At 62.6% G+C, this 22326-nt stretch carries 16 protein-coding genes; 9 read left to right on the top strand and 7 right to left on the bottom strand.

Translation table 11 applies throughout. From position 1 onward, the window contains the following. Window positions 1–11: 11 nt before the first annotated feature. The 3 genes from glyS to F6V25_RS13605 all read right to left on the bottom strand — a co-directional run bounded on the left by glyS (window position 12) and on the right by F6V25_RS13605 (window position 5066). Window positions 12–2075 (bottom strand): glycine--tRNA ligase subunit beta, encoded by a 2064-nt coding sequence (glyS, locus tag F6V25_RS13615; RefSeq protein ID WP_151129091.1) that lies wholly within the window; start codon window positions 2073–2075, stop codon window positions 12–14. Next, complete coding sequence (gene glyQ, locus F6V25_RS13610) at window positions 2072–2953, bottom strand: glycine--tRNA ligase subunit alpha (protein WP_151129090.1); 882 nt, start codon at window positions 2951–2953, stop codon at window positions 2072–2074. Before glyQ ends, glyS begins: the two co-directional genes overlap by 4 nt. A 127-nt stretch (window positions 2954–3080) precedes the next feature. Beyond that, window positions 3081–5066 (bottom strand): proton-conducting transporter transmembrane domain-containing protein, encoded by a 1986-nt coding sequence (locus F6V25_RS13605; RefSeq protein WP_151129089.1) that lies wholly within the window; start codon window positions 5064–5066, stop codon window positions 3081–3083. Window positions 5067–5511: 445 nt separating this feature from the next. On the opposite strand from F6V25_RS13605, the gene rho reads away from it, so the two are divergent. The 5 genes from rho to prfA all read left to right on the top strand — a co-directional run bounded on the left by rho (window position 5512) and on the right by prfA (window position 10348). Beyond that, window positions 5512–6759, top strand: a complete 1248-nt coding sequence (rho, locus tag F6V25_RS13600) for a transcription termination factor Rho (protein WP_149308705.1) — start codon at window positions 5512–5514, stop codon at window positions 6757–6759. Window positions 6760–7019: 260 nt separating this feature from the next. Further along, window positions 7020–7220 (top strand): 50S ribosomal protein L31, encoded by a 201-nt coding sequence (gene rpmE, locus F6V25_RS13595; RefSeq protein ID WP_151129088.1) that lies wholly within the window; start codon window positions 7020–7022, stop codon window positions 7218–7220. Between the two features lie 127 nt (window positions 7221–7347). Continuing rightward, on the top strand, window positions 7348–8040 hold the full coding sequence (thyX, locus tag F6V25_RS13590; RefSeq protein WP_151129087.1) for an FAD-dependent thymidylate synthase: 693 nt from the start codon (window positions 7348–7350) through the stop codon (window positions 8038–8040). A gap of 174 nt (window positions 8041–8214) precedes the next feature. Next, on the top strand, window positions 8215–9141 hold the full coding sequence (locus F6V25_RS13585; protein WP_151129086.1) for a DUF1385 domain-containing protein: 927 nt from the start codon (window positions 8215–8217) through the stop codon (window positions 9139–9141). Between the two features lie 139 nt (window positions 9142–9280). Continuing rightward, window positions 9281–10348, top strand: a complete 1068-nt coding sequence (gene prfA / locus F6V25_RS13580) for a peptide chain release factor 1 (RefSeq protein WP_151129085.1) — start codon at window positions 9281–9283, stop codon at window positions 10346–10348. A gap of 139 nt (window positions 10349–10487) precedes the next feature. On the opposite strand, the gene F6V25_RS13575 is transcribed toward prfA, so the two are convergent. The 3 genes from F6V25_RS13575 to F6V25_RS13565 form a co-directional block, all read right to left on the bottom strand. Beyond that, complete coding sequence (locus F6V25_RS13575; protein WP_151129084.1) at window positions 10488–11102, bottom strand: trimeric intracellular cation channel family protein; 615 nt, start codon at window positions 11100–11102, stop codon at window positions 10488–10490. A 176-nt stretch (window positions 11103–11278) separates the two neighbouring features. Beyond that, window positions 11279–13417, bottom strand: coding sequence for an L-lactate dehydrogenase (quinone) large subunit LdhH (gene ldhH, locus F6V25_RS13570; protein ID WP_151129083.1), 2139 nt, complete (start codon window positions 13415–13417; stop codon window positions 11279–11281). Beyond that, complete coding sequence (locus tag F6V25_RS13565; RefSeq protein ID WP_151129082.1) at window positions 13414–13965, bottom strand: LutC/YkgG family protein; 552 nt, start codon at window positions 13963–13965, stop codon at window positions 13414–13416. Before F6V25_RS13565 ends, ldhH begins: the two co-directional genes overlap by 4 nt. A 341-nt stretch (window positions 13966–14306) precedes the next feature. Here F6V25_RS13565 and F6V25_RS13560 point away from each other — a divergent pair, with 341 nt between their 5' ends. The 4 genes from F6V25_RS13560 (at window position 14307) to F6V25_RS13545 (ending at window position 20145) form a co-directional block, all read left to right on the top strand. Continuing rightward, a complete protein-coding gene (locus tag F6V25_RS13560; protein ID WP_151129081.1) occupies window positions 14307–16256 on the top strand; it encodes an L-lactate permease in 1950 nt (649 codons plus the stop codon). Between the two features lie 75 nt (window positions 16257–16331). Next, window positions 16332–17702, top strand: a complete 1371-nt coding sequence (locus F6V25_RS13555; protein ID WP_151129080.1) for an FAD-binding oxidoreductase — start codon at window positions 16332–16334, stop codon at window positions 17700–17702. 137 nt (window positions 17703–17839) lie between these two features. After that, window positions 17840–19087: a (Fe-S)-binding protein gene (locus tag F6V25_RS13550; RefSeq protein WP_151129079.1), complete on the top strand. Its 1248-nt coding sequence runs from the start codon at window positions 17840–17842 to the stop codon at window positions 19085–19087. Between the two features lie 338 nt (window positions 19088–19425). Next, window positions 19426–20145 (top strand): FadR/GntR family transcriptional regulator, encoded by a 720-nt coding sequence (locus F6V25_RS13545; protein ID WP_151129078.1) that lies wholly within the window; start codon window positions 19426–19428, stop codon window positions 20143–20145. On the opposite strand, the gene F6V25_RS13540 is transcribed toward F6V25_RS13545, so the two are convergent. After that, complete coding sequence (locus tag F6V25_RS13540) at window positions 20126–22225, bottom strand: coiled-coil domain-containing protein (RefSeq protein ID WP_151129077.1); 2100 nt, start codon at window positions 22223–22225, stop codon at window positions 20126–20128. The genes F6V25_RS13545 and F6V25_RS13540 overlap by 20 nt on opposite strands. Window positions 22226–22326 lie beyond the last annotated feature (101 nt).

Genomic DNA, 22326 nt, shown 5'->3' with positions numbered 1-22326 from the left:
TGGGGCCTTTGCTACGCGATGCGGGAAAAGTCGGCCACCTGCCCGAACATGCGGGCGATGGCCGTGAGGAGGGCCAGGCGGTTGGTCCGTATCCGCTCGTCCTCGGCCATGACCATGACCTTGTCGAAGAAGGCGTCGATGGGGCCGCGCAGGGCGGCGATCTCGGCCAGGGCCTCCTGCCAGCGCCCGGCGGCAATGCCGCTCTCCACCGAGTTCTTCACCGTCTGGAAGGCCGTGTACAACCCGGTTTCCGCGCTGTCCTGGAACAGGGCCGGATCGACCGGCGCGTCCAGGCCTTCCTTGATGATGTTGCCGACCCGCTTGAAAGCCCCGGTCAGCGGCTCGAAATCGGGGTGGGACTTGAATTGGGCCAGGGCCGCGATGCGGTCCCGGACCTGCACGAGATCGTCGAAGCCCGCCGCTACCGCCGCCTCGATGACATCGGCGGGGTAGCCGCCCGCCAGCAGGTTGACGAAGCGGCCGCGGAAAAACTCCCCGACCTCGGCCGCAGCCTGTTCCTTGGGACGCGTCAGCTTGGCGGCCAACAGGTCCAGCGCCCGGTCGATCAGGGCGGTCAGGGAGAGGCGGTAGCCCCTGTCCAGGATCGTGGCGATAATGCCGATGGTGGCGCGCCGCAGGGCATAGGGGTCGGCGGCGCCGGTGGGGATGAGCCCCACGCTGAAGCAGCCGCAGACCGTGTCCAGCTTGTCGGCAATGGAGACAAAGGCGCCGATGTCCGAGGCGGGCAGTTCGCCGCCGGCCTGGATCGGCAGGTAATGCTCGGCAATGGCGCCCGCCACCGCCGGTTCCTCACCCTCCAGCAGGGCGTACTCGCGCCCCATGATCCCCTGGACCTCCGGGAACTCGCCCACCATGCCGCTCACCAGGTCGGCCTTGCAGAGCCAGGCGGCGCGTGCCGTCTGTGTTTTGACCGCAGGGTTGAGCTGTTCCGCCAGCCCTTGGGCCAGGGTGCGGAAGCGTTCCATCTTTTCGAAGGAGGTGCCCAGTTTCTGCTGGTAGACCACCTTCTTGAGCGCCTCCACCCGGTCGTCCAGCTTGACCTTCTGATCTTCCTCGAAGAAGAAGCGGGCGTCGGAGAGCCGGGCGCGCAGAACCCGCTCGTTCCCCTTGACCACCACCGAGGGGTCGTCGGTCAGGGTGTTGTTGATGGTGATGAAGCCGGGCAACAGCTTGCCGCCCTCGTCCACGATGGAGAAGTAGCGCTGATGGCTGCGCATGGAGGTGATGAGCACCTCCTTGGGCACCTTGAGAAACTCGGGGGAGAAGGTGCCGTGCACGGCGCTGGGGTACTCGGCCAAGTAGACGATCTGGTCCAGCAACTCCTCGTCCGGCAGGAGGTGGCCGCCTGCGGCCTTGGCCACGCGGTGCGCCTCGCGGCGAATGATCTCCTTGCGCTTTTCCGGGTCCGGGATGACGAAATGCCGCTCGCATTCCTCCAGGTAGTGGGCAAAGTTGTTCACCGGAAAGGTGGTGTTGGCCATGAAACGGTGGCCGCGGGACAGGGTGCCGCTCTCCACGATGCCGAAGGAAAACGGCACGACGACGCCGTCGAACAGGGCCACGATCCAGTGGATCGGCCGGGCGAAGCGCACGTCCAGGTCGGCCCAGCGCATGGACTTCTTGAAGGGGATGTCGGCGATCAGCTTGGGCAGAATCTCGGACAAAAGCTCGTGGGTCGGCCGGCCGGTCACCTTTTTCGTCACCGCCAGGTACTCGCCCTTCTCGGTGGTTACGGTCGTAAGCTCACCGACATCGACCCCCTGTCCCTTGGCAAAGCCTTCGGCGGCCTTGGTCGGTTTGCCGGTGGCGTCGTAGGCGGCCTTCACGGAGGGGCCGGTAGCGGTGATCTCGGCGTCGGGCTGCAGGGAGGGGACCCCCTTGACCACCAGCGCCAGACGGCGGGGCGTGGCCAGGGTCTGCACCGTGTCGAAGGTAAGACGGGCATTGGTCAGCTCCCGGCTGATCATGGCCTCCATCTCGGCCAGGGCGCGGGGGATGAACCCGGCCGGGATCTCCTCGGTGCCGATTTCGAGAAAAAGTTCTTTGGCGCTCATCGTGCGGCACCTCCTTTCAAGAGCGGGAATCCGAGGCGCTCTCGCATCCGCAGGTATTCTTCCGCACAGGTGCGGGCCACGTTGCGTACCCGGCCGATGTAGGAGGCGCGCTCGGTGACCGAGATGGCGCCGCGGGCATCCAGCAGGTTGAAGGTGTGGGAGCACTTCATGACAAAGTCGTAGGCCGGCAGCACCAGCCCTTTTTCCGCCAGGCGGAGGCACTCCTGCTCATACTTGGTGAATTGTTCCAGGAGGAGGGGCACATCGGCCTCCTCGAAGTTGTACCGGGAAAATTCCACCTCACTCTCGTGGTGGATGTCGCCGTACTTCACCCCTTCGGTCCACACCAGGTCGTAGACATTGTCCACCCCCTGCAGGTACATGGCGATCCGCTCGCAGCCGTAGGTGATCTCGCCCGAAACCGGCTTGAGGTCGATGCCCCCCGCCTGCTGGAAATAGGTGAACTGGGTGATCTCCATGCCGTCCAGCCACACTTCCCATCCCAGTCCCCAGGCCCCCAGGGTCGGCGATTCCCAGTCGTCCTCCACGAAGCGGATGTCGTGCTTGGCGGGGTCGAGGCCGATGGCCCGCAGGGAATCCAGGTACAGGTCCAGGATATTGATGGGGGAGGGTTTCTGGATTACCTGGAACTGGTAGTAGTGTTGCAGGCGGTTGGGGTTCTCTCCGTAGCGGCCGTCGGTCGGCCGTCGGGAAGGCTCCACGTAGGCGGCTTTCCACGGCTCGGGCCCCAGAACCCGCAGGAAGGTGGCCGGGTTGAAGGTCCCGGCCCCTTTTTCCGTGTCGTAGGGCTGCTGGATGATGCACCCCTGCTTGGCCCAGTAACCTTGCAGGGAGAGGATAAGATCCTGAAATGTCACGATTATGCCTCCGAAAGGGGAAAAGATTAAAAAGAACCGTTAAAATAGCAGGTATGGGGGCGCCGGTCAAGGATGAGCATGTGGGTCACTGTCGGTAATTCGCTGTGATATGGCGCCGCGGAAGGCGTCAATAGAAATAGGACAACAACAGGGTGGCGATCAGCGCCACGAAGATATAGAGGATGTAACTGTTCAACTGGCCGTTCTGTAACCTGCGGATGAGGGCGAGACGCCGGTCCACGGCGCCGAGGAACGGGAGTATCCCCTTGTCCAGCACCACCTCCGGGACGTGGGACTCGAAGCGCTCCGGGCCTGGGAACAGCTTGTTGGTGGCCGGTTCGTGGCGCTCGGGGCGCAGGATCGCGGCGAAGATGCCCACCAGCATCCCGGCGAGGGATGAGGCCGTATACTCCATGGAGGCGGAGGGGGCGGCATAGCCGCAGTCCCACGTGCCGGTCTCCTCCAGCGGTTTCGCCTTGAGGCGGTTGATGTAGAAGACCGTCAGGAGGCAGACGAGCAGGAACAGAATCGCCGCCCCGATGCTCAGCCCGACCAGGCCGGCGGTGGTCTGGATCGAGGGGAGCAGGGCGTCCCGTTGGGGGAACAGGGCGGCGATGACCGGCTCCAGGATGCGGGTGGCGCTAAACGGCAGCACTCCGATCAGGAGGCAGCAGGCGGCCAGGCAGCCCATGGCGCTGGTGGCGGCCGGGTGCTCGTGGCGGGGGGGGAGGGGGCTGCGGGGCAGGCCCAGGAACACCGTGCCGTAGACCTTGACGAAGCAGGCCAGGGCCAGGCCGCCGGTCAGCGCCAGCGCCGGTACGGCCAGGGCCAGAAAGGCGGCGCTGCTGCCGGGCGAGGTGGCGAACCCGGTAAACATGCCGAGGTACAGGAGAAATTCGCTGACAAACCCGTTCAGGGGGGGCAGACCGCAGATGGCCACGCTGCCGGTCAGGAAGGCCGCGGACGTGATCGGCAGGGCTCGGGCCAGGCCTCCCATGCGGTCGATGTCGCGGGTACCGGTGCCGTGCACGACGATCCCGGCCCCCAGGAAGAGCAATGACTTGAACAGGGCATGGTTAACCACGTGGAGCAGGGCTGCCGCCTGGCCAAGGACGAACATGATGCGGTTGCCGGTGGCAAGGCCGCACAGGGCGACCCCCATGGCCATGACGATGATGCCGATGTTCTCGATGCTGTGATAGGCCAACAGGCGCTTGATATCGTGCTGGCCGATGGCGAAGAGGACGCCGGCGACGGCGGAAACGATCCCCAGGCAGAGGAACAGCGCCCCCCACCAGAGGGGGGGCTGCCCGAAGAAGGAGAGCACCCGGATCAGGCCGTAGATCCCCAGTTTGAGGACGATGCCCGACATGAGTGCCGAGATGTTGCTCGGGGCGTTGGCATGGGCCCCCGGGAGCCAGACGTGGAGCGGCATGATGCCCGCCTTGATGCCGAAGCCCAGGAGGGCGACCAGGAGGATTGCCGTGGCCCCCGAGCCGTTCGGGTCAAGGGAGCCGGGGGGAGGGAAGAGCGAACCGCCCATGGAGGGGGACAGGGCGAACAGGACGAACAGGGAGATGGTGGTCCCATGGCTGGCCACCAGATAGTGGAGTCCGGCCCGGCTGACCTCCGGTTTGTCGTGTTCCAGGCACATGGCCAGGAACGTGCCAAAGGCCATGGCTTCCCAGAAAAACAGCAGCGTGATGCCGTTGGCGGCCAAAAGCAGCATGACGATGGCCGCTACAGCCACGCCGAAATAGAACGTGACAAGGGATTCGCCCCGGTTGTCCGGCGTGGTGGAACAGTAACCGCAGCCGTAGAGGGAGATGCAGGTGGCGACGATGAAGAGGGGGATGAAAAAGAATGCCGACAGGGGGTCGAGGCGAAAGGCCAACTCGCCCATGGGGAAGTGCCACGCCAGTGCGTAGGCGCCCCCCGGTCCGTCTTTGAGGAGAACCCACAACGCGGCGCCCAGGCCGGTCAGGGCGCCGGCCGCCATGAAGCAACCCGAGATTTTGCGGCCGGTAAAGAGCGGTACGCGGGGCCACAGAGCCGGGATGCCGGAAAGAAGGCAGAAAAGGGCTGCGACCAGTGCCAGTTCAAGGGGACTCATTAAAAGCGCCAATCCTTGCACAGAGGGCTTCTGCAATGAATAGTATACTGTTTTATAGCGCCTCCTTCTCGTCATGGTCAAGACAATTAACGGAGAAATAAGAGGTTTACCGTTTATTTTATTGTTGACAAGGCCGAGTTTTTAAGGCTAACGTTTTTTAAACCTCTAACTCGTTTCCTAAAGAAGAAAAAACTCGACCTCATATAAAAACAAAATCCCGTTTACGAACTTATTTGTGCGAATCTCCGAGTGAATCCTTAATCAATTTAGCTAGTTCTCAATTTGTAGGAAGTTTCCTGCCCAGGCACGTTCCTTCCAGAGCCGCATTTGAGGTCAATTTTTCGAATTGGCGCTAGTGTGATTATAGTGAAAATCCCCGAAATCCATTGAACCCCATTTTATCCCACCGCCGCACGTATGTGTCGCGTTACACGCAGGAGAACCGATGAATTTACAGGAACTTAAAGGCAAAAAGATCAACGAGCTCAACACCATTGCCCGTGATCTCAACATTGAGGGCGCGTCCAGCCTGCGCAAACAGGATCTGATCTTTGCCATCCTCAACGCCCAGACCGAGCAAAACGGCATGATCTTCGGCGAAGGGGTTCTTGAAACCCTGCAGGACGGTTTCGGCTTTCTGCGCGCCACGGACTACAACTACCTGCCGGGCCCGGACGACATCTATGTCTCCCCCAGCCAGATCCGGCGCTTCAACCTGCGCACCGGCGACACGGTCTCCGGCCAGATCCGCCCCCCCAAGGAGGGGGAGCGCTATTTCGCCCTGCTCAAGGTGGAAACGGTCAACTTTGAACCCCCCGAGGTCGCCCGGGACAAGATCCTGTTCGATAACCTCACGCCGCTCTATCCCGATGAGAAGCTCAAGCTGGAAACCGCCGGCGACAACCTTCCCATGCGGGTCGTGGAACTGGTTGCCCCCATCGGCAAGGGACAGCGCGGCCTGATCGTGGCCCCGCCCCGCACCGGCAAGACCATGCTGATCCAGAACATCGCCAACTCCATCGCCACCAACCACCCCGAGGTGTACCTGATCGTCCTTTTGATCGACGAACGCCCGGAGGAGGTAACCGACATGCAACGCTCGGTCAAGGGCGAGGTGGTTTCCTCCACCTTCGACGAGCCGGCGACGCGTCACGTCCAGGTGGCCGAGATGGTCATCGAGAAGGCCAAGCGCTTGGTGGAACACAAGCGCGACGTGGTCATCCTGCTGGACTCCATCACCCGGCTGGCCCGGGCCTACAACACCGTCATCCCCCCTTCGGGCAAGATCCTGTCCGGCGGCGTGGATTCCAACGCCCTGCACAAACCCAAACGCTTCTTCGGCGCGGCCCGCAATATCGAGGAGGGCGGCTCCTTGACCATCATTGCCACGGCCCTGGTGGACACCGGCAGCAAGATGGACGAGGTCATCTTCGAAGAGTTCAAGGGCACCGGCAACATGGAGTTGCACCTGGACCGCAAGCTGGTGGAGAAACGCACCTTCCCGGCCATCGACATCAACAAGTCCGGCACCCGCAAGGAAGAGCTTTTGATCGAGAAGAGTTCGCTCCACCGCACCTGGATACTGCGCAAGGTCCTGCACCCCATGAACGTGGTGGACAGCATGGAGTTCCTGCTGGACAAGCTCTCGGAAACCAAGAGCAATCAGGACTTCCTGGACTCCATGAGCAAATAGTTTCCGCCCGGAAAGGGTTCTTTTTCGCCCATGCGGCGTTAATCTCCGGGCTTGCTTCGTGCGGCGTACTGAGGTGCGCCTCCTTGCAACCCCTTGATTTCCTTGCCTGGACGCAAAAGCCCTCCTTTCCGAATCGGAAACGGGAAAAAAGTGTTGCAAAAATGAATCTGAATCATTACGATTATAGTTTGCGATAGAAACCGCCGACGACATCCATTTCTATACTGAGACTGAGAAGCATTCTTGAGGAGGAAGAGAAGATGAAAGAAGGTATCCACCCAATGTATTCCGAGGTGACCGTGAAATGCCTGTGCGGCAACACGTTCCAGACCCGCTCCACCAGCAAGGAGATCAACACCGAGATCTGCTCCGCTTGCCACCCGTTCTTCACCGGCAAGCAGAAACTGGTGGACACCGCTGGTCGCGTCGAGCGGTTCAAGAGACGTTACGGCCAACTGTAGCACACCATCGGCCCAATGCATTGAGGGGATCTTGTCGTCAGGCAAATCCCCTTTTTTGTATTTTCGTATCCAGGGCTTTGCCGTTAGCCCCGGGACACGAGTAACCTTACGCTCCGGGCAGGACACCATGAACGTTACCCTGATAGAACATACCCCCAATCCCGAACTGACGGTGGCCCTGGCGGCCCGGCTCTGCTATTCCCCCACATCCATCGGCGAATTGCGCAACAAGCTGGAATCGACGGACATCGAGAAGTTCCTGAACAAGATCATGTCGTTGGGACACTACTCGGTGCTGGAGCATATCTCCTTTACCTTCGGCATTGAGGGAATCTCCCGGGTGACCACCCACCAACTGGTGCGCCACCGTATCGCCTCCTTCTCCCAGCAGTCCCAGCGCTACGTGTCCCACAAGGACGAGTTCACCTCCATCATGCCGGACAGCATCGCGGAGAATGCCGACGCGCGGCAGATCTTCGCCTTCATGTCCGAGACGGTGCACAAGGCGTACGCCCAACTGGTGGAGATGGGGATTCCCCCCGAGGATGCCCGCTACATCCTGCCCAACGCCACCGAATCCAAGATCATCATGACCATGAACGCCCGTGAGTTGCTGCACTTCTTCGCCCTGCGCTGCTGCCAGCGGGCCCAGTGGGAGATCCGGGAGATGAGCATCGAGATGCTCAGGCTGGTGAAAAAGGCCGCGCCGATCATCTTCCGCGAAGCGGGACCGGGCTGCGTCGGCGGACCCTGCCCGGAAGGGCAGTTCTGCTGCGGCCAGACCGCCGAGGTGCGGGAGTTCTTCGCTACACTGGATTAATCACAGATATGGAATCTTAGAATCTGCCACGGAGACACAGAGACACAGAGAAAAACAGTTCAGCTTTTTGCCTTTCTCTGTGAACCTCTGTGTCTCCGAGTCTCTGTGGCAGATGTATGATTTTGCTCTGCTTCCCCTGTCGCTCTGTGGCAGATTTGCTTTAGGAAAGGTATTATGGAAAAGATAAATGTAGGCGGCCAGGCGGTTATTGAAGGCGTCATGATGCGCGCGCCCCGTTCCATGGCTATCGCCGTGCGCCGTCCCAACGGCGAGATCGTGGTCAAACGGGAGCTGGTGGTGCCGCTCTCCGAACGGTACCCGGTGGTCAAGCTCCCCATCGTGCGCGGCGCGGTGGCCCTGTTCAGCTCGCTGATCATCGGCATCAAAGCGCTCAACTTCTCGGCCAACGAGTCCATGTCCGAGGAGGAAAAGGAGGGGGACAAGGACAAGGGGAAGGGCGAACTCTCCTCCTGGGCCATGGCCGGCACCATGACCGTCGCCTTCGGCTTCGGCATCTGCCTGTTCTTCCTGTTCCCGCTCTACCTGACCAAGCTGATGACGCCGTACATCGGCACCAACAACATCGTCTTCAACCTGGTGGACGGCGTGATCCGGGTGATCGTCTTCCTGCTCTATATCTGGGGCATCTCCCGCATGGGCGATATCCAGCGGGTCTTTCAGTACCACGGGGCCGAGCATAAATCGATCTTCGCCTTCGAGGCGGGCGAGGAGCTGAAGGTGGAAAACGTGCGCCGCCACAGCCGCCTGCACCCCCGTTGCGGCACCAGCTTTCTCTTGATCGTCATGCTGGTGAGCATCGCCGTGTTCTCCCTGATCCCCAAGCTCTGGCCCTTTTACCTCAAGGCCGGTTCGCGCGTCGTGCTGCTGCCGCTCATCGCCGGCATCTCCTACGAGTTCCTTAAGTGGAGCGCCAAGAACGACGGCCATCCCCTGGTGAAGTTGATCATCGCCCCCGGACTGGCACTGCAGCGCCTGACCACCCGCGAGCCGGACGACCAGCAACTGGAAGTGGCCATCCGCTCCATCAACGAGGCGCTGGAAGTGAATGCCGGGTACTCGGACGACCGCCTGGTCGTGTAAGCTGAAATTAAAACCTGCCCCAGAGACACAGAGACACGGAGAACGCCAAAGGCACAACACCGTATGGTTTTGCCTCTCCCGCTTTTCTCTGTGTCTCCGCATCTCTGTGGCAGGTGTAAGAATCTAAGAGGTTTTAAACATGTTCGACAAGATAGAGGAACTTGAACGGCGCTACCAGGAAGTCGAGGCGCTGCTGTCCGATCCAGAGGTCATCTCCAATCAGCCGGAATTCCGCAAGCTCTCCCGCGAGCACGCCGACCTGAGCCAACTGGTGGCGGCCTATCGCCGTTGGCGCAAGGTGATGGAGGAGATCGGGGAGAACCGGGAGTTGTTGTCCGATGCGGACATGAAGGAGATGGCCGAGGAGGAGCTGAAGAGCCTGGAGGCGGAAAAGGAGCAACTGGAAGCCGATATCCAACTGCTGCTGCTGCCCAAGGACCCCAACGACAGCAAGAACGTTATCCTGGAGATCCGGGCCGGCACCGGCGGCGACGAATCGGCCCTGTTTGCCGGGGACCTGTTCCGCATGTATTCCCGCTTTGCCGAAACCAACCGCTGGAAGGTGGAGACCATCTCGGCCTCCGAGTCGGAGCGGGGCGGCTTCAAGGAGGTCATCGCCTCCGTGGAGGGGGAAGGGGTCTTTGCCAAGCTCAAGTACGAATCCGGCACCCACCGGGTGCAGCGCGTGCCCGAGACCGAGGCCCAGGGGCGCATCCACACCAGCGCCTGCACCGTGGCGATCATGCCCGAGGCCGAGGACGTGGATATCGACATCAGGCCCGATGACCTGAAGATCGACGTCTATCGTTCGTCCGGCGCCGGCGGCCAGCACGTCAACACCACCGACTCGGCCGTGCGCATCACCCACCTTCCCACCGGCACGGTGGTGGCCTGCCAGGAGGAACGGAGCCAGATCAAGAACCGGGCCAAGGCCATGAAGGTCCTGAAGTCGCGTATCCTGGACCACATGCTTCAGGACCAGAACGACAAGCTGGCTGCCGAGCGCAAGCAGCAGGTCGGTTCCGGCGACCGCAGCGAACGCATCCGCACCTACAATTTCCCCCAGGGGCGCATGACCGACCACCGTATCGGCCTGACCCTCTACCGTCTGGATTCCATCATGGCGGGGGATATCGCCGAGATCGCCGACGCCCTGCGCGCCCATTACCAGATGGAGGCGCTGAAAGCGCAGAGCGAAGGGAACTGACCGGGGTTTCGGTTCATATGATGGAGAAGGGGCGCTGCCGGTTGGTAGCGCCCCTTTCTGTTGTATGCGGAGTAACGCGGTTTTTTGTCTAACGTTTGAGATCACACCGGTGTGCCCGGTGGTCCCCGGCGTTGGCCATTCATGTTGTCTTGTGTGCGGCCCGCGGCAGCGACCAGTTGTATCTCACCGCCAACAAGCGCAGGATAATGACGGTCGAGGCCGAAATCAGGGCTGTCGCGTCCGGCGGCACGGCGGTCCGTTGCAGCACGTACAGCAAGGCTCCCCCGGCCAGGCAGGCCGAAGCATAGACCTCCTTATGCAGGATCATCGGCACTTTGGCTGAAAGCAGGTCGCGGAGCATGCCTCCCGCCGTAGCCGTCATAACGCCCATCATGACGGCACCGAAAAAACCGAGCTTAAAGGCAAGGGCCTTGTGGGTGCCGATCACCACAAACGTACCCAATCCGACAGCATCGAAGTAGGTTAACGGATGGGACAGGAATATCAGCCGCCGGTGAAAGAGAAATACCAAGAGGGACACTGCGACCGAAAGATAGAGGTACGTCTCGTCCTTGAAGATGAAGGGCGGAGTGTCGCCCAGCAACACATCGCGCAGCGTACCGCCGCCGATAGCGGTGACGAGTCCCAGCACCAGCACGCCGAAGACATCCATATCCCGGCGAATTCCGGCTAACGCCCCTGATGCGGCAAAAGCGGCGGTTCCCAACAGGTCGAAGGTGTACAGCAAATTCATGTAAATGCGCTCCGTAGGTCCAGCTATAAATAGAAAACGTCATCGATATATACGCAAATTCTGCAAAGCTGCAAAGTGAAATCCACCGGGAAAGGCCGTAATTGCAGAAGGCCCGCTTTCGTCGTCAAACGAAAACGGGCCTTCCGGTACCTGCACACTATCCTGATAATCCCCCGCTAGCTCTCCAACCGCTCCGCCAGCAGTTCCACCGTATGTTTCACCTTCACATCGGCCCGGTCCTGGTCGAACCCGCCCCTGATCTGCATGACGCAGCCGGGGCAGTCCATGGCCACGACCGGCGCGCCGGTCTCCTTGATGTTGTGGAGCTTGCGTTGCAGGATCGGCGCGGAGAGCTCCGGCAGCTTCATGGAGTAGGAGCCGCCCATGCCGCAGCACATGTCGCACTCGAACATCTCCTTCACCTCGTAGCCCGCCGCGCGCAGCAACTCACGCGGCGGCTCCGTGGCCCGCAGGGTCCGTTTCAGATGGCAGGAGTCGTGGTAGGTAAGGGCACCGAGTTGCTGCCCCTCCTTAAGGGTGAGCCGCCCCGCGTCCACCAGCCGTTTCACCAGGGTGGAGAAATCCACGGTCTTTTCCGCCAGCGCCGTGGCCTGGGGCAACCATTCCCTGTGGCCCAGGCTCTCCAGGGTGTCGCCGAACTCGTGGGCCAGGGCCACGGTGCAGGTGGGGCAGGCGGAGACCACGTACTCCGCTTGGTCCGCCAGCAGGGCCTGGATGTTGTCCATGGCGTTCTGGCCCGCCACCTCGTAGGCCCCGCTGTACCGGGCCGGGGCGCCGCAGCAGGTCTGCGCCTCGGGGAACACGACCCGGATGCCGGCCCTGTTCATGATCCTGACCAGCGCCTCTCCCATCTCCGGGTAGGCAAAGTCGATGAGGCAGCCGGCAAAGAAGACCGCCGTTTCCCGGCAGTCGGCGGGCTGTTGGATCGTGGGGAAACGGTCCCGGAACGGCTCCGCGGCAATGGCGGGGAGGCTGCGGCCGTCGGTCAGATCGGACAGGAACAGGGGGAGGTGGCGGATGAAGCCGCCCGAGTTGAACGGTTTGCCGGCGATGGAGGCCGCCCGCAGCATGCCGTGGAAGAGGGCGCGGTTGTTGACGATCCCGAAGATCGCCTTCTGGGCCAAGGGCTGCCCCTTCTCCATGACCAGGCGCCGCCTGATCTCCATGATCATCTCGGGGATGTCCAGCTTGCCGGGGCAGATCTCCTTGCAGTTGCCGCACTGGATGCAGAGCCCCTGGATATCCTCGGAGTTGTGCAGCTCCTCGAACCAGGCGGTGAGGATGGTGCCGATGCCGCCGGTGTAGATGCTGCCGAAGACGTGTCCCCCTACCAGGCGGAAGATGGGGCAGACGTTCAGGCACGAGCCGCAGCGGATGCACTGGAGCGCCTGCTTGAACTTGGGGTCGTTGGCCATCTCGCTCCTGCGGTTGTCCATGAGGACGATGTGCAGATCCTTGAGGGCGCCGTCGGTGGTGGGCGTGGGGCCGCTGATGATGGAGACGTAGCTCGTGAGCAGTTGGGCCGTGGCGCTGCGGGGGAGCGCCGTCAGGATCGGCACGATGTCGTCGAAGCGCTCCACCAGCTTCTCTATCCCCACCAGGGCCACGTGGACTTTGGGGAGGGTGGTGACCAGCCGGGCGTTCCCCTCGTTGGTGACCAGCACGAGGCTGCCGGTCTCGGCCACGGCGATGTTGGCGCCCGAGATCCCCATGTCGGCCTTGAGGAACTTGGCGCGCAACTCCTTGCGGGCCACCTTGACCAGCCGCGGGATGTCGTTCTCGATGCGCTCGTCCACCTCCTTGCTGAAGAGGTCGGCCACCTCTTCCTTGGTCATGTGGATGGCCGGCATGACCATGTGGGACGGTTTCTGGCCGGCGAGCTGGATGATCCACTCCCCCAGGTCGGTCTCGCCCACCGCGATGCCCGCCTTTTCCAGAAAGGCGTTGAGATGGATCTCCTCGGTGGCCATGGACTTGGATTTGACCACGCTTTTCACGTCGTGTGCCTGGGCGACCTTCAGGATGTATTCCTTCACCTGCTCCGGGTCATTGGTCCTGAAAACCTTTGCCCCCAGGGCCTCGGCGTTGTTGGCAAAGGTCTCCGCCAAGAGTTCCAGGTTGGCGGCGGCATGGGACTTGCGCTCGGCGATGGTGCTTCGCAACGCCTCGAAATCGATCCCCTCGTAGGCCTTGGCCCGGTTGACCTTGTAGGCCTCGGAAAACTTCCCCAGCGCGCCGGTAAGGGTGGCGTTCCCCACGGCCCTGCCTATGGATTCCCTGAATTCTTTTTTCATCGGGCCGGCCCTCCCATATCATCCACGCAGACGATCACGAGCCGCTCCGGGCCGTGGACGCCGATGGTCAGCACCCGCTCGATGTCGGCGGTCCGGCTCGGGCCGGTGATGAAGGCGATGTAGCGGCTGGCCCTGGGATCGATCTTGCTCAGGAGGGCGATCTTGTCCGGGATGATGTTGCCGGTGGGGAGGAGGGCGATGTGGATGTCGGTCAGGGAGGAGGCCAGCCGCTGCTCCACGGCGGTCTGGTCCTGCACTAGGGTTCCGGTGTCGGCCAGGGCCCACTCGGCCTGGGTGATGCCGACGCGGGCGGCGGCCGCCGCCTCCCGGCTCACCTCGAACCTGATGCCGGCGACCTCCCGGAGCGGTTCCCGGTCCAGGCCTTCCAGAAAGGGGCTCTCGGCCCAGACGGCGCAGGAATGGGGGGGGGCGGCGCCCCCCTCCTCGTGCAGGAACGGCAGGATGAACGCCAGCGCCCCCTCCCGGTCCTTGAAACGGTAGACCTCCGCGCCAACCCCTTCGGCCCTGGCCTTGAATTGCTCGTACATCGCTTCGGTCTCCTTGTCTGCGGTTGTCTCTTGATGCCCTTTGGCGTCGCCGCCGTTGGGGAAACGCTGTATCGTTGCGCGGTCGTATCTCGGGATTTGAAATTTGTAAAACCAAATTATATATAAACCTAATTCATCTTAACTACCCTTGTCAACAGGCTTTATATGCAGATATAAAAAATAGTTGACAGGGGGTTTTAAAAAATATAATTGGTAATACAAGTTTACAAAACCTCATTTTATTTTTGTTCGCTCCCGTCAAACATCCAGGACAGGCGGACAGATGATGCCATCAGAGAACGTTTGCAGACCATACCCGCGTAAGGAAGGAGTCGTTCGTCATGCCCTGGATTCAGACCTACACACCGGTAGCAGGCAGCCTGGGGATGTCGGCCCTGGTGGCCGCCGTCCCGCTCATCGTCATCTTCATCTGTCTGGCCGTGCTCAAGATGAAGGCCCACATCGCCGGCCCCCTGGCCGTGGTCTCGGCCTTGGCCATCGCCGTCGTTGTCTGGGGGATGCCGGCCAAGCTGGCCGGGCTGGCTTTCGGCCAGGGGGTCGCCTTCGGTCTCTTCCCGGTGTTCTACATCGTCATCACCACCCTGTTTCTCTATAACCTCACCGTCAAGGGGGGGCAGTTCGAGATCATCCGGGCCTCCCTGGCCGGGGTGACCGCGGACCGCCGCCTCCAGGCGCTCCTGATCGCCTTTTGCTTCGGCGCGTTCATCGAGGGGGCGGCCGGTTTCGGCACGCCGGTAGCCATTGCCGGCGCCACCCTGGTGGGGCTCGGCTTTCGTCCGCTCTATGCCGCCGGTGTCTGCCTGGTGGCCAACACCGCGCCGGTGGCCTTCGGCGCCATCGGCATCCCGGTGGTGGCCCTAGCCGGGGTCATGGGGTACGACGATGCCGGCCTCATGAAGCTCTCCACCATGGTGGGACGCCAGTTACCGTTCATCTCCCTGTTCATCCCCTTTTATGTGATCATGATCATGGTCGGCTTCAAGAAGACCCTGGAGGTCCTGCCGGCCATCGTCGTCTGCGGCGCGACCTTTGCCCTTGCCCAATGGGGCACCGCCAGCTACCTTGGGCCGTACCTCCCGGACATCACCGCCTCCCTGCTCTCCATGGTGGCCCTGGTGCTCCTGCTGCAGGTCTGGCACCCCAAACAGGTCTGGACCTTCGACCACGAGACCGGGGACGCCGTCAGGGAACAGCACAACTACACCGCGGGCCAGGTCTTCCGGGCCTGGGCGCCGTACCTGGCGCTGACCGTCATGGTGCTTTTGTGGGGCATCCCCTCCATCAAGACCGAGCTGGACAAGAGCGCTGTCCTGATTACGGTGGACGGGCTCCACAACCGGATCGTCAAGAAGGTCTCCAAGCCGGAAGACGGGCTGAAGAAGATCGCCAAGGTGAACGAGGAGATCGACCGGCAGGTGGCCCAGCTCTCCCCCGCCGACCCGAAGCAGGCTGCCCTGGCGGCAAAGTTGACGGAGTTGAAGGGGCTTGAGGAAGCCTTTGTACCGGTGGAGCAGGGATTGACGGGCAAAGGGGCGGTCCTGAGCGACGAGCGGCTGAAGAGTTGCGACCTGGTTGCCAAGAAGATGACCGAGACCCAGAAGCTGTGCAAGGAGCTGGTGAAGGTCAACGTCGTGCCCAAGGACCGCTTCAAGCCGCTGGACAAGGCGGTGGCCGACCAGTTGCCCGTCAAGCTGGCGGCCAAGTACAACTTCAACTTCATGTCGGCCGCCGGTACCGCCATCCTGATCGCGGCGTTCCTCTCGGCCCTGATCTGCGGCGTGGGGATGGGCGACACCTTCCGCATCCTCGGCAAGACCCTCTACGACATGCGCTACCCGGCGGTGACCGTGGCGTCGGTGCTCGGCCTGGCCTATGTCATGAACACCTCGGGCATGACCAACTGTCTCGGTCTGGTGTTCACCAAGACCGGCCACTGGTTTCCCTTCATCGCCCCGTTCCTCGGCTGGCTGGGGGTATTCCTGACCGGCTCCGACACCTCCAGCAACGTCCTGTTCGGCGGCTTGCAGCGGGCCACGGCCGAGCAGTTGGGCTTGAGCCCGATCCTGACCGGGGCGGCCAACACCAGCGGCGGGGTCATGGGCAAGATGATCTCCCCCCAATCCCTGGCCGTGGCCACCGCGGCCACCGGCATGGTGGGGGAGGAGGGGACCCTGTTCCGTTTCACCCTCAAGCATTCCCTGTTCCTGACGGTTGTGGTGGGGGTGATTGTGTACTTGCAAGCCTATGTGTTTTCGTGGATGATACCGTAAGATCAATGCGACTTATGGGACCAATGGGACTTACATAAGTCCTATGAGTCCCATAAGTCCTACAAAGAGGCTACCATGGAACAATCCTTCATCAAAGAACTGCAAACCATCGTCGGCGACCAGTACACCCTGACCGACCGGGAGTCCCTGGCGGTGTACGGCTACGATTCCACGCCCGAACTGGAGAGCAGGCCGGGGGTGGTCCTGTTGCCCGGCAGTCTCTCGGAGGTGGCCCGCATCCTGGCCCTCTGCCACGGGGCCGGCATCAGTGTGACCCCGCGCGGCTCCGGGACCAACCTGTCGGGCGGCTCCCTGTCGGGGGGCGGGGTGGTGGTGCAGACCAGCCGCATGAACCGCATCGTGGAGGTGGACGAGGAAAACCTGACCGCCACGGTGGAGCCGGGGGTGATCACCAGCGCCCTGCACCGGGAGGTGGAGGGGCGCGGCCTGTTCTATCCGCCCGATCCGGGGAGCATGAACATCTCCACCATGGGGGGCAATGTGGCCGAGAATTCGGGCGGGTTGCGCGGCCTCAAATACGGGGTGACGGCGGATTACGTCACGGGGCTGACCACGGTCCTGGCGGACGGGGAGTTGCTGCATACCGGCGGCAAGACGGTGAAGGACGTAGCCGGTTACAGCCTGAATCCGCTCCTGGTCTCCTCCGAAGGCACCCTGGGGTTCTTCACCTCCATCACGGTCAAGCTGATACCCAAGCCCCGGGCCAAGATCACCATGCTGGCCCATTTTCCCGAACTGAACCAGGCCGCCCTGGCGGTGTCGGCCATCATCGCCGCCAAGGTCATCCCGGCCACCCTGGAGTTCCTGGACAAGGTCACCATCAAATGCGTGGAGGATTATTCTCACGTGGGGCTCCCCCTGGATGTGGATGCGGTCCTGTTGATCGAGGTGGACGGCCACCCGGCGGTGGTGGCCGAGGAGGCCGCCAGCGTGGAGGAGATCTGCAAGCGCCACCGCTGCTCCTTCTTCCAGACCGCCAAGGACGCGGACGAGGCGCTCAAGCTCGCCACGGCGCGGCGCACCGCCCTGTCGGCCCTGGCGCGGCTCAAGCCGACCACCATCCTGGAGGACGCCACCGTGCCGCGCAGTTGCATCGCGCCCATGCTTCAGGTCATTCAGGAAACGGCCCGCAAGTACAATCTGACCATCGGCACCTTCGGCCACGCCGGGGACGGCAACCTGCACCCCACCTGCCTGACCGACGAACGGGACAAGGACGAGATCGCCCGGGCCCACGCCGCCTTCGACGAAATCTTCGACGCCGCCATCGCCATGGGTGGCACCATCACCGGCGAACACGGGGTGGGGCTGGCCAAGAAGCGGTATCTGCCGCGGCTCGTGGGGGAATCGGGGATCAAGGTCATGCGGGGGATCAAGCAGGCGTTCGATCCGAAGGGGATATTAAATCCGGGGAAAGTATTCTAACATCGTAACGTCTGCCACAGAGACACGGAGACACAGAGATTCACAGAGAAAACCGGAAGAAAATTGATTTTCGTTTTGACGTTCTCTGAGTCTCTGTGTCTCTGTGGCAGGTGTAAAAGGTTTAAAGGTTCTTATCAATGGATTACGTTAAACTGATCAACTGTATGCGCTGCGGCATGTGCCTCCCCTCCTGCCCCACCTATAAGGAGACCTTCCTGGAGACCGCCTCCCCCCGGGGGCGGGTGGCGCTGATCCGCAAAGTTCAGGAGGGGGAACTGGACCAGTCCGAGCGCCTTCTGGAGTACCTCTCCCTCTGTCTGGACTGCCAGGCGTGCGCCTCGGCCTGCCCCTGCGGGGTCAATGCCGGGGAGCTGGTGACGGAGTTCACCTGCGAGCGCAAGGGAGGGGAGGGGCTCTCCTTCATGGAGGATCTGGTCCTGCGCCGCTTGGTCCCCCATCCCGACCGTCTGGAGGCGTCCCTGGTCCCCATGCGCCTCTATCAGCGCACCGGCCTGCAAAAACTGGTGCGCAAGCTGGGGGTCATGAAGCTGTTCCCGGAGTCGCTGGAACGCATGGAGGGGCTGCTCCCGAACCTGCCCGCCCGGCCGCTGCGCCAGACCATCGCAGAGGTCACGCCGGCCCGGGGTGAGGAACGGGGGACCGTGACCTTCTTCCTGGGGTGCGTCATGAGCCTGATCTTCAGTGAGGCGAGCCGGGCCACCGTCCGGCTGCTCTCCGAGCTCGGCTACCGGGTCGTCACCCCCCGCAACCAGGTCTGCTGCGGCGCGCCCAACATGCTGTCCGGCGATCTGGACGGCCTGAAGGAGGCGGTGCGCAGCAACGTGGCCGTCTTCGGCGGGATCGAGGCGGATTTCATCGTCACCGACTGCGGGGGGTGCGGGGCCGAGCTGAAGCACTACGGCCATCACCTGGAAGGGGACCCGGAGGCGGCGGCGTTCAGCGCCAAGGTGCGGGACATCTCCCAGGTCCTGGCGCTGCACCAGGAAGAGTTGCGCGCCAAGCTCAAGCCGCTCCCCCTGACGGTCACCTACCACGACCCGTGCCACATCGCCCATTGCCAGGGCATCCGCCGGGAGCCGCGGGACCTGCTCCGGCTGATCCCGCGGCTGGAGTACCGCGAGTTGGAGGCGGCCGACGCCTGCTGCGGCAGCGCCGGCACCTACAACATCGCCAAGCCGGAGATGGCCGACCGCATCCTGACCCGCAAGATCGACACCATCCGGGCCACCGGGGTCGAACTGCTGGCGACCGGCAATCCGGGCTGCCTGCTGCAATTGAAGAAAGGGCTGGCGGAGCAGTTGCCCCAGGTGGGAATCGTGCATGTGACGGAGCTTCTGGCGCGCAGCCTGGACGGGACGCCCTGAACCGACAAGGTTGCAAACCGGTGTCATCTGTAGTAGATAAAAGGGGCACCGTATACGGCGCCCCTTTTTACGATCGTTACATCTTAACACCTGCCGCAGAGACACGGAGAAAGGCAAGAGAGGCACAACAGACAGGACGGTTTTTTACATCGGATGAACAGGATGAAGGGGATAAAACCTAAACCCGGGTTGAAAGTAAAAACAAAAGCCATTCATTTTTTTGTGTTGCTTCATCTCTGTTCATCCTGTTCATCCGATGTAGATTGCTTGTGTCCTTGACGTCCTCTGTGTCTCTGCGTCTCTGTGGCGGATTTTAGTTTCAGCATGATCGGACCCCCATGAAATTTCAGCCCATAAAGCCCAAGAAGGTGTCGGCCCAGATCGCCGAGCAGATCCGTTCCTCGATCCTGTCGGGGGAGTTCTCCCCCGGCGACAAGCTGCCCCCCGAACGCGAGTTGGCCGAGATGTTCGGCGTGTCCCGCCCGTCGGTGCGCGAGGCGCTCAATATCCTGGCCGCGGCCGGGTTGGTCATGTCCTATCAGGGGGGGGGGACGGTGGTTCTGTCCCTGGTGGAAACTTCGGGGGGGAACCCGCTCTCCGAACTGATCCGGTCGGAGCAGGAACGGGCGCTGGACGTGATCGAGGTGCGCAAGGGGATGGAATCCTGGACCGCCTTTTATGCGGCCCAGCGGGCGCTGCCCGAGGACCTGCGGCGCATGGAGGAGATCATCGGCGGCATGGAGCGCAATCTGGACGGCCTGAAGCCTTCCGAGGATCTGGATGCCAATCTCCACATCGTGATCGCCCGCGCCACGCACAACATCGTCTGGCTCCACCTCATGCAGAGCCTGTTCGACGCCATGAAGGAGTTTCAGCAGACCGTCTGGCGTGCGGTCTACCTGACCAGCGACGATCACCACCTGCTCTTCAGCCACCACCGCCGCATCTTCGAGGCCATCAAGGCAAGGGACGCGGAAACCGCCCGCGACGCGATGATCGCCCACCTCACCTTCGCCGAGCAGCGCAGCAGCGCCTACGTCACGCGGCAGCAGGTATAGCGCCCCCATCCCCGTCTTCTTTTGCTTCGCCCGCCGGTTCCTCCATCCTGCAGATGCCGATCTTTTCCAGCGCCTTGATCTGCCGCAGGGAATTGCGCGACAACTCGAAGCGGTCCATCATGAACCCGATGCTTTCGAAGTAGAAGATGGCGTCCTGCAGGGCGGGGGCGTAGTCTGCCGTCGCTTCCGGCTGCTGTTCCGGCAGGCAGATCAGGACCTCGCCGCTGTCGATCAGGTGCCAGGCGAGGTTGATGGTCGCCTTCCCTTCCCGCTCAACCACACAGACGTAGGCGCCGCAAATCTGTGACCGCCTCCCCTCCGGCGCCGCCTGGACCACGTTGGCCGAACCGTAGAGCTCAACGATGTCGTCGGCTGAATGGTAGGAGATGACCGCCACGTCCGGGGCATAGCGAAAGGTTGCTCCTCCTCCCCCGGCTGACGGGCCGCCGAAGCTCCCGAACCCGGAAAAGCCCGAGCCGGTATCCACCAGCCCCAAGGCCGCAAAGGGCGATTCCACGTGGCGCTCCACGGTCAGAGGCGCTTGGGAAGCGGAGAGGGGGTACACGGACGTGACCGGTGGCGGGGGAGGAGCAAGAGGAGCGGGGGCGTGCTCCAACTCTTTCAGTCTTTCCTCCAGGGCCTGTTTCTCCCGCTTGAGGCGTTCCACCGCCTTGTGGGCCTTTTTCTTGAAGTTGCCGGCAAGGGTGTCCCACACCTTTTTCTCGCCCTGCACCTGTTCCAGCTTGGACGCAAGGGATTTCTGTTCGGCTCGGGCCCCCTTCAGCTCAAGCTCCCTTTCGGCCAGGAGCGTCTCGAGGCGCTGTTGCTCCTCCCGTTTGCCCTTTTCCAGCCGCTTGACGCTTGCGTGCAGATCTGCACGTTCCTGCTCCAGGGCCTCCCGATCCTGCTGCCATGCGATGCCCGCGCTCTCCTTTACGACTGCCAGTTCGGCCCTGAGCGCCTCGCGCTCGTTGACCAGCACCTGTTGTTCCTTCATGACGTTCATCAGTGTGCCCTGCACGACACCGTTCTCGTGGCGGGCGGCCGCCAGTTCATCCCGCAGGGCCTGTTCCCGCTCCGTTGCCGCAAGCTCTTCCGCGGCCCGTGAGGCGACCTCCTTGGAACGGTGCTCCTCGGCGCTCGAACGTTCGGCCGCGGCGTCCTGGTGGAGCCGGTCCAGTTCCCGGCGCAGGTCGGCCGCCTCCTCTTCGGCCTGTTCCCGGCGGCGGTCCAACTCCTCCGCTCTGGCCTCCGCGTCCCGGCGCTGGGCGCTCTCTTGGGCGAGGTGAACCTCAAGGGCGTGCAGCGCCTCGGCCTTGCCCTGCAACTCTACCTGCAACCCGGCAGCAACGCCGCTCTCCGGCGCGCCCTCCGGCTCTCTGCCGGCCAACTCCTCCCGAAGCGCCTTCTCCCGCTCCCGGTGCGAGGCGGTGATCCTCTCCAGTTCCTGCTTTACGGCCGTGACGGTCTGCTCGGCCATCCGTTCGGTTTCGGCCTTGGCACGCTCCATATCCTTCAACGCCGTCCTGAGGTCGGCAATCTCGGCGGAACGTGCCGCAACCTCGGGCGACGGGACATCGGGTACGGGCGGCGCGGCTGGTGCGGCTGGTGCGGACGATGCGGCTGGTGAGGGCGCGGGTGAGGGGGGCTCCACGGCTGGTGCGGCGCTTTTGGCTGGTTGCTTCCCGCCGCGGGGGGGGGCGGGGGGGCGCATGACGCTGATGCCGTGTATGATGACCTGGCGCATGGCCGAGCTATAGTCGAGTTTCACCGGTTCCATGTCGAAACCCATGGACTTGGTGAGCTTCAGGGCTTCGTTGACGAGGCGCTTCTGGTCGGCGGGCTTACGGGTATCACAGGTGGTGGAGAAGATGACGGGGCGGTGGGTGGTCGTGTCGAAGAAGGCGACATACACGGAAAAGACATCGTTTTCCCGGGCGGTGCAGACGTAGGCCTCGCACAGGTGCCCCTGACACTGCTCCTCGGTTGGAACGGCGCTGTTGGACGAACGGTAGATCTCGGCGACATGGGGCTCTTTGATCTCGATGTGGCTGAGGGATTGATTCAGGGAAAACGCCATACAGCACCCCCATGTAGTGCCGTTTCCCCAAGGGAGAGAACGGCCGGAACCGGTTTTGACCCCCCTTGACCACCATAACGTACACGGGTGCCCAGGATCTG

The sequence above is a fragment of the Oryzomonas japonica genome (assembly GCF_008802365.1).
In the GTDB taxonomy this organism is placed as follows: Bacteria; Desulfobacterota; Desulfuromonadia; order Geobacterales; family Pseudopelobacteraceae; genus Oryzomonas; species Oryzomonas japonica.
Note: the sequence above shows the minus strand (reverse complement) of the source record. Positions and strands in the feature narration are given on the sequence as shown.

What these genes read in the sequence shown, in the direction of transcription:
- ldhH (WP_151129083.1), bottom strand. Translation starts at nt 13,417, where the DNA reads ATGAAAAAAGAATTCAGGGAATCCATAGGCAGGGCCGTGGGGAACGCC.
- F6V25_RS13545 (WP_151129078.1), top strand. Translation starts at nt 19,426, where the DNA reads ATGAAATTTCAGCCCATAAAGCCCAAGAAGGTGTCGGCCCAGATCGCC.
- F6V25_RS13585 (WP_151129086.1), top strand. Translation starts at nt 8,215, where the DNA reads ATGGAAAAGATAAATGTAGGCGGCCAGGCGGTTATTGAAGGCGTCATG.
- F6V25_RS13555 (WP_151129080.1), top strand. Translation starts at nt 16,332, where the DNA reads ATGGAACAATCCTTCATCAAAGAACTGCAAACCATCGTCGGCGACCAG.
- rpmE (WP_151129088.1), top strand. Translation starts at nt 7,020, where the DNA reads ATGAAAGAAGGTATCCACCCAATGTATTCCGAGGTGACCGTGAAATGC.
- rho (WP_149308705.1), top strand. Translation starts at nt 5,512, where the DNA reads ATGAATTTACAGGAACTTAAAGGCAAAAAGATCAACGAGCTCAACACC.
- F6V25_RS13605 (WP_151129089.1), bottom strand. Translation starts at nt 5,066, where the DNA reads ATGAGTCCCCTTGAACTGGCACTGGTCGCAGCCCTTTTCTGCCTTCTT.
- thyX (WP_151129087.1), top strand. Translation starts at nt 7,348, where the DNA reads ATGAACGTTACCCTGATAGAACATACCCCCAATCCCGAACTGACGGTG.
- F6V25_RS13575 (WP_151129084.1), bottom strand. Translation starts at nt 11,102, where the DNA reads ATGAATTTGCTGTACACCTTCGACCTGTTGGGAACCGCCGCTTTTGCC.
- F6V25_RS13540 (WP_151129077.1), bottom strand. Translation starts at nt 22,225, where the DNA reads ATGGCGTTTTCCCTGAATCAATCCCTCAGCCACATCGAGATCAAAGAG.
- F6V25_RS13565 (WP_151129082.1), bottom strand. Translation starts at nt 13,965, where the DNA reads ATGTACGAGCAATTCAAGGCCAGGGCCGAAGGGGTTGGCGCGGAGGTC.
- glyS (WP_151129091.1), bottom strand. Translation starts at nt 2,075, where the DNA reads ATGAGCGCCAAAGAACTTTTTCTCGAAATCGGCACCGAGGAGATCCCG.
- prfA (WP_151129085.1), top strand. Translation starts at nt 9,281, where the DNA reads ATGTTCGACAAGATAGAGGAACTTGAACGGCGCTACCAGGAAGTCGAG.
- F6V25_RS13550 (WP_151129079.1), top strand. Translation starts at nt 17,840, where the DNA reads ATGGATTACGTTAAACTGATCAACTGTATGCGCTGCGGCATGTGCCTC.
- F6V25_RS13560 (WP_151129081.1), top strand. Translation starts at nt 14,307, where the DNA reads ATGCCCTGGATTCAGACCTACACACCGGTAGCAGGCAGCCTGGGGATG.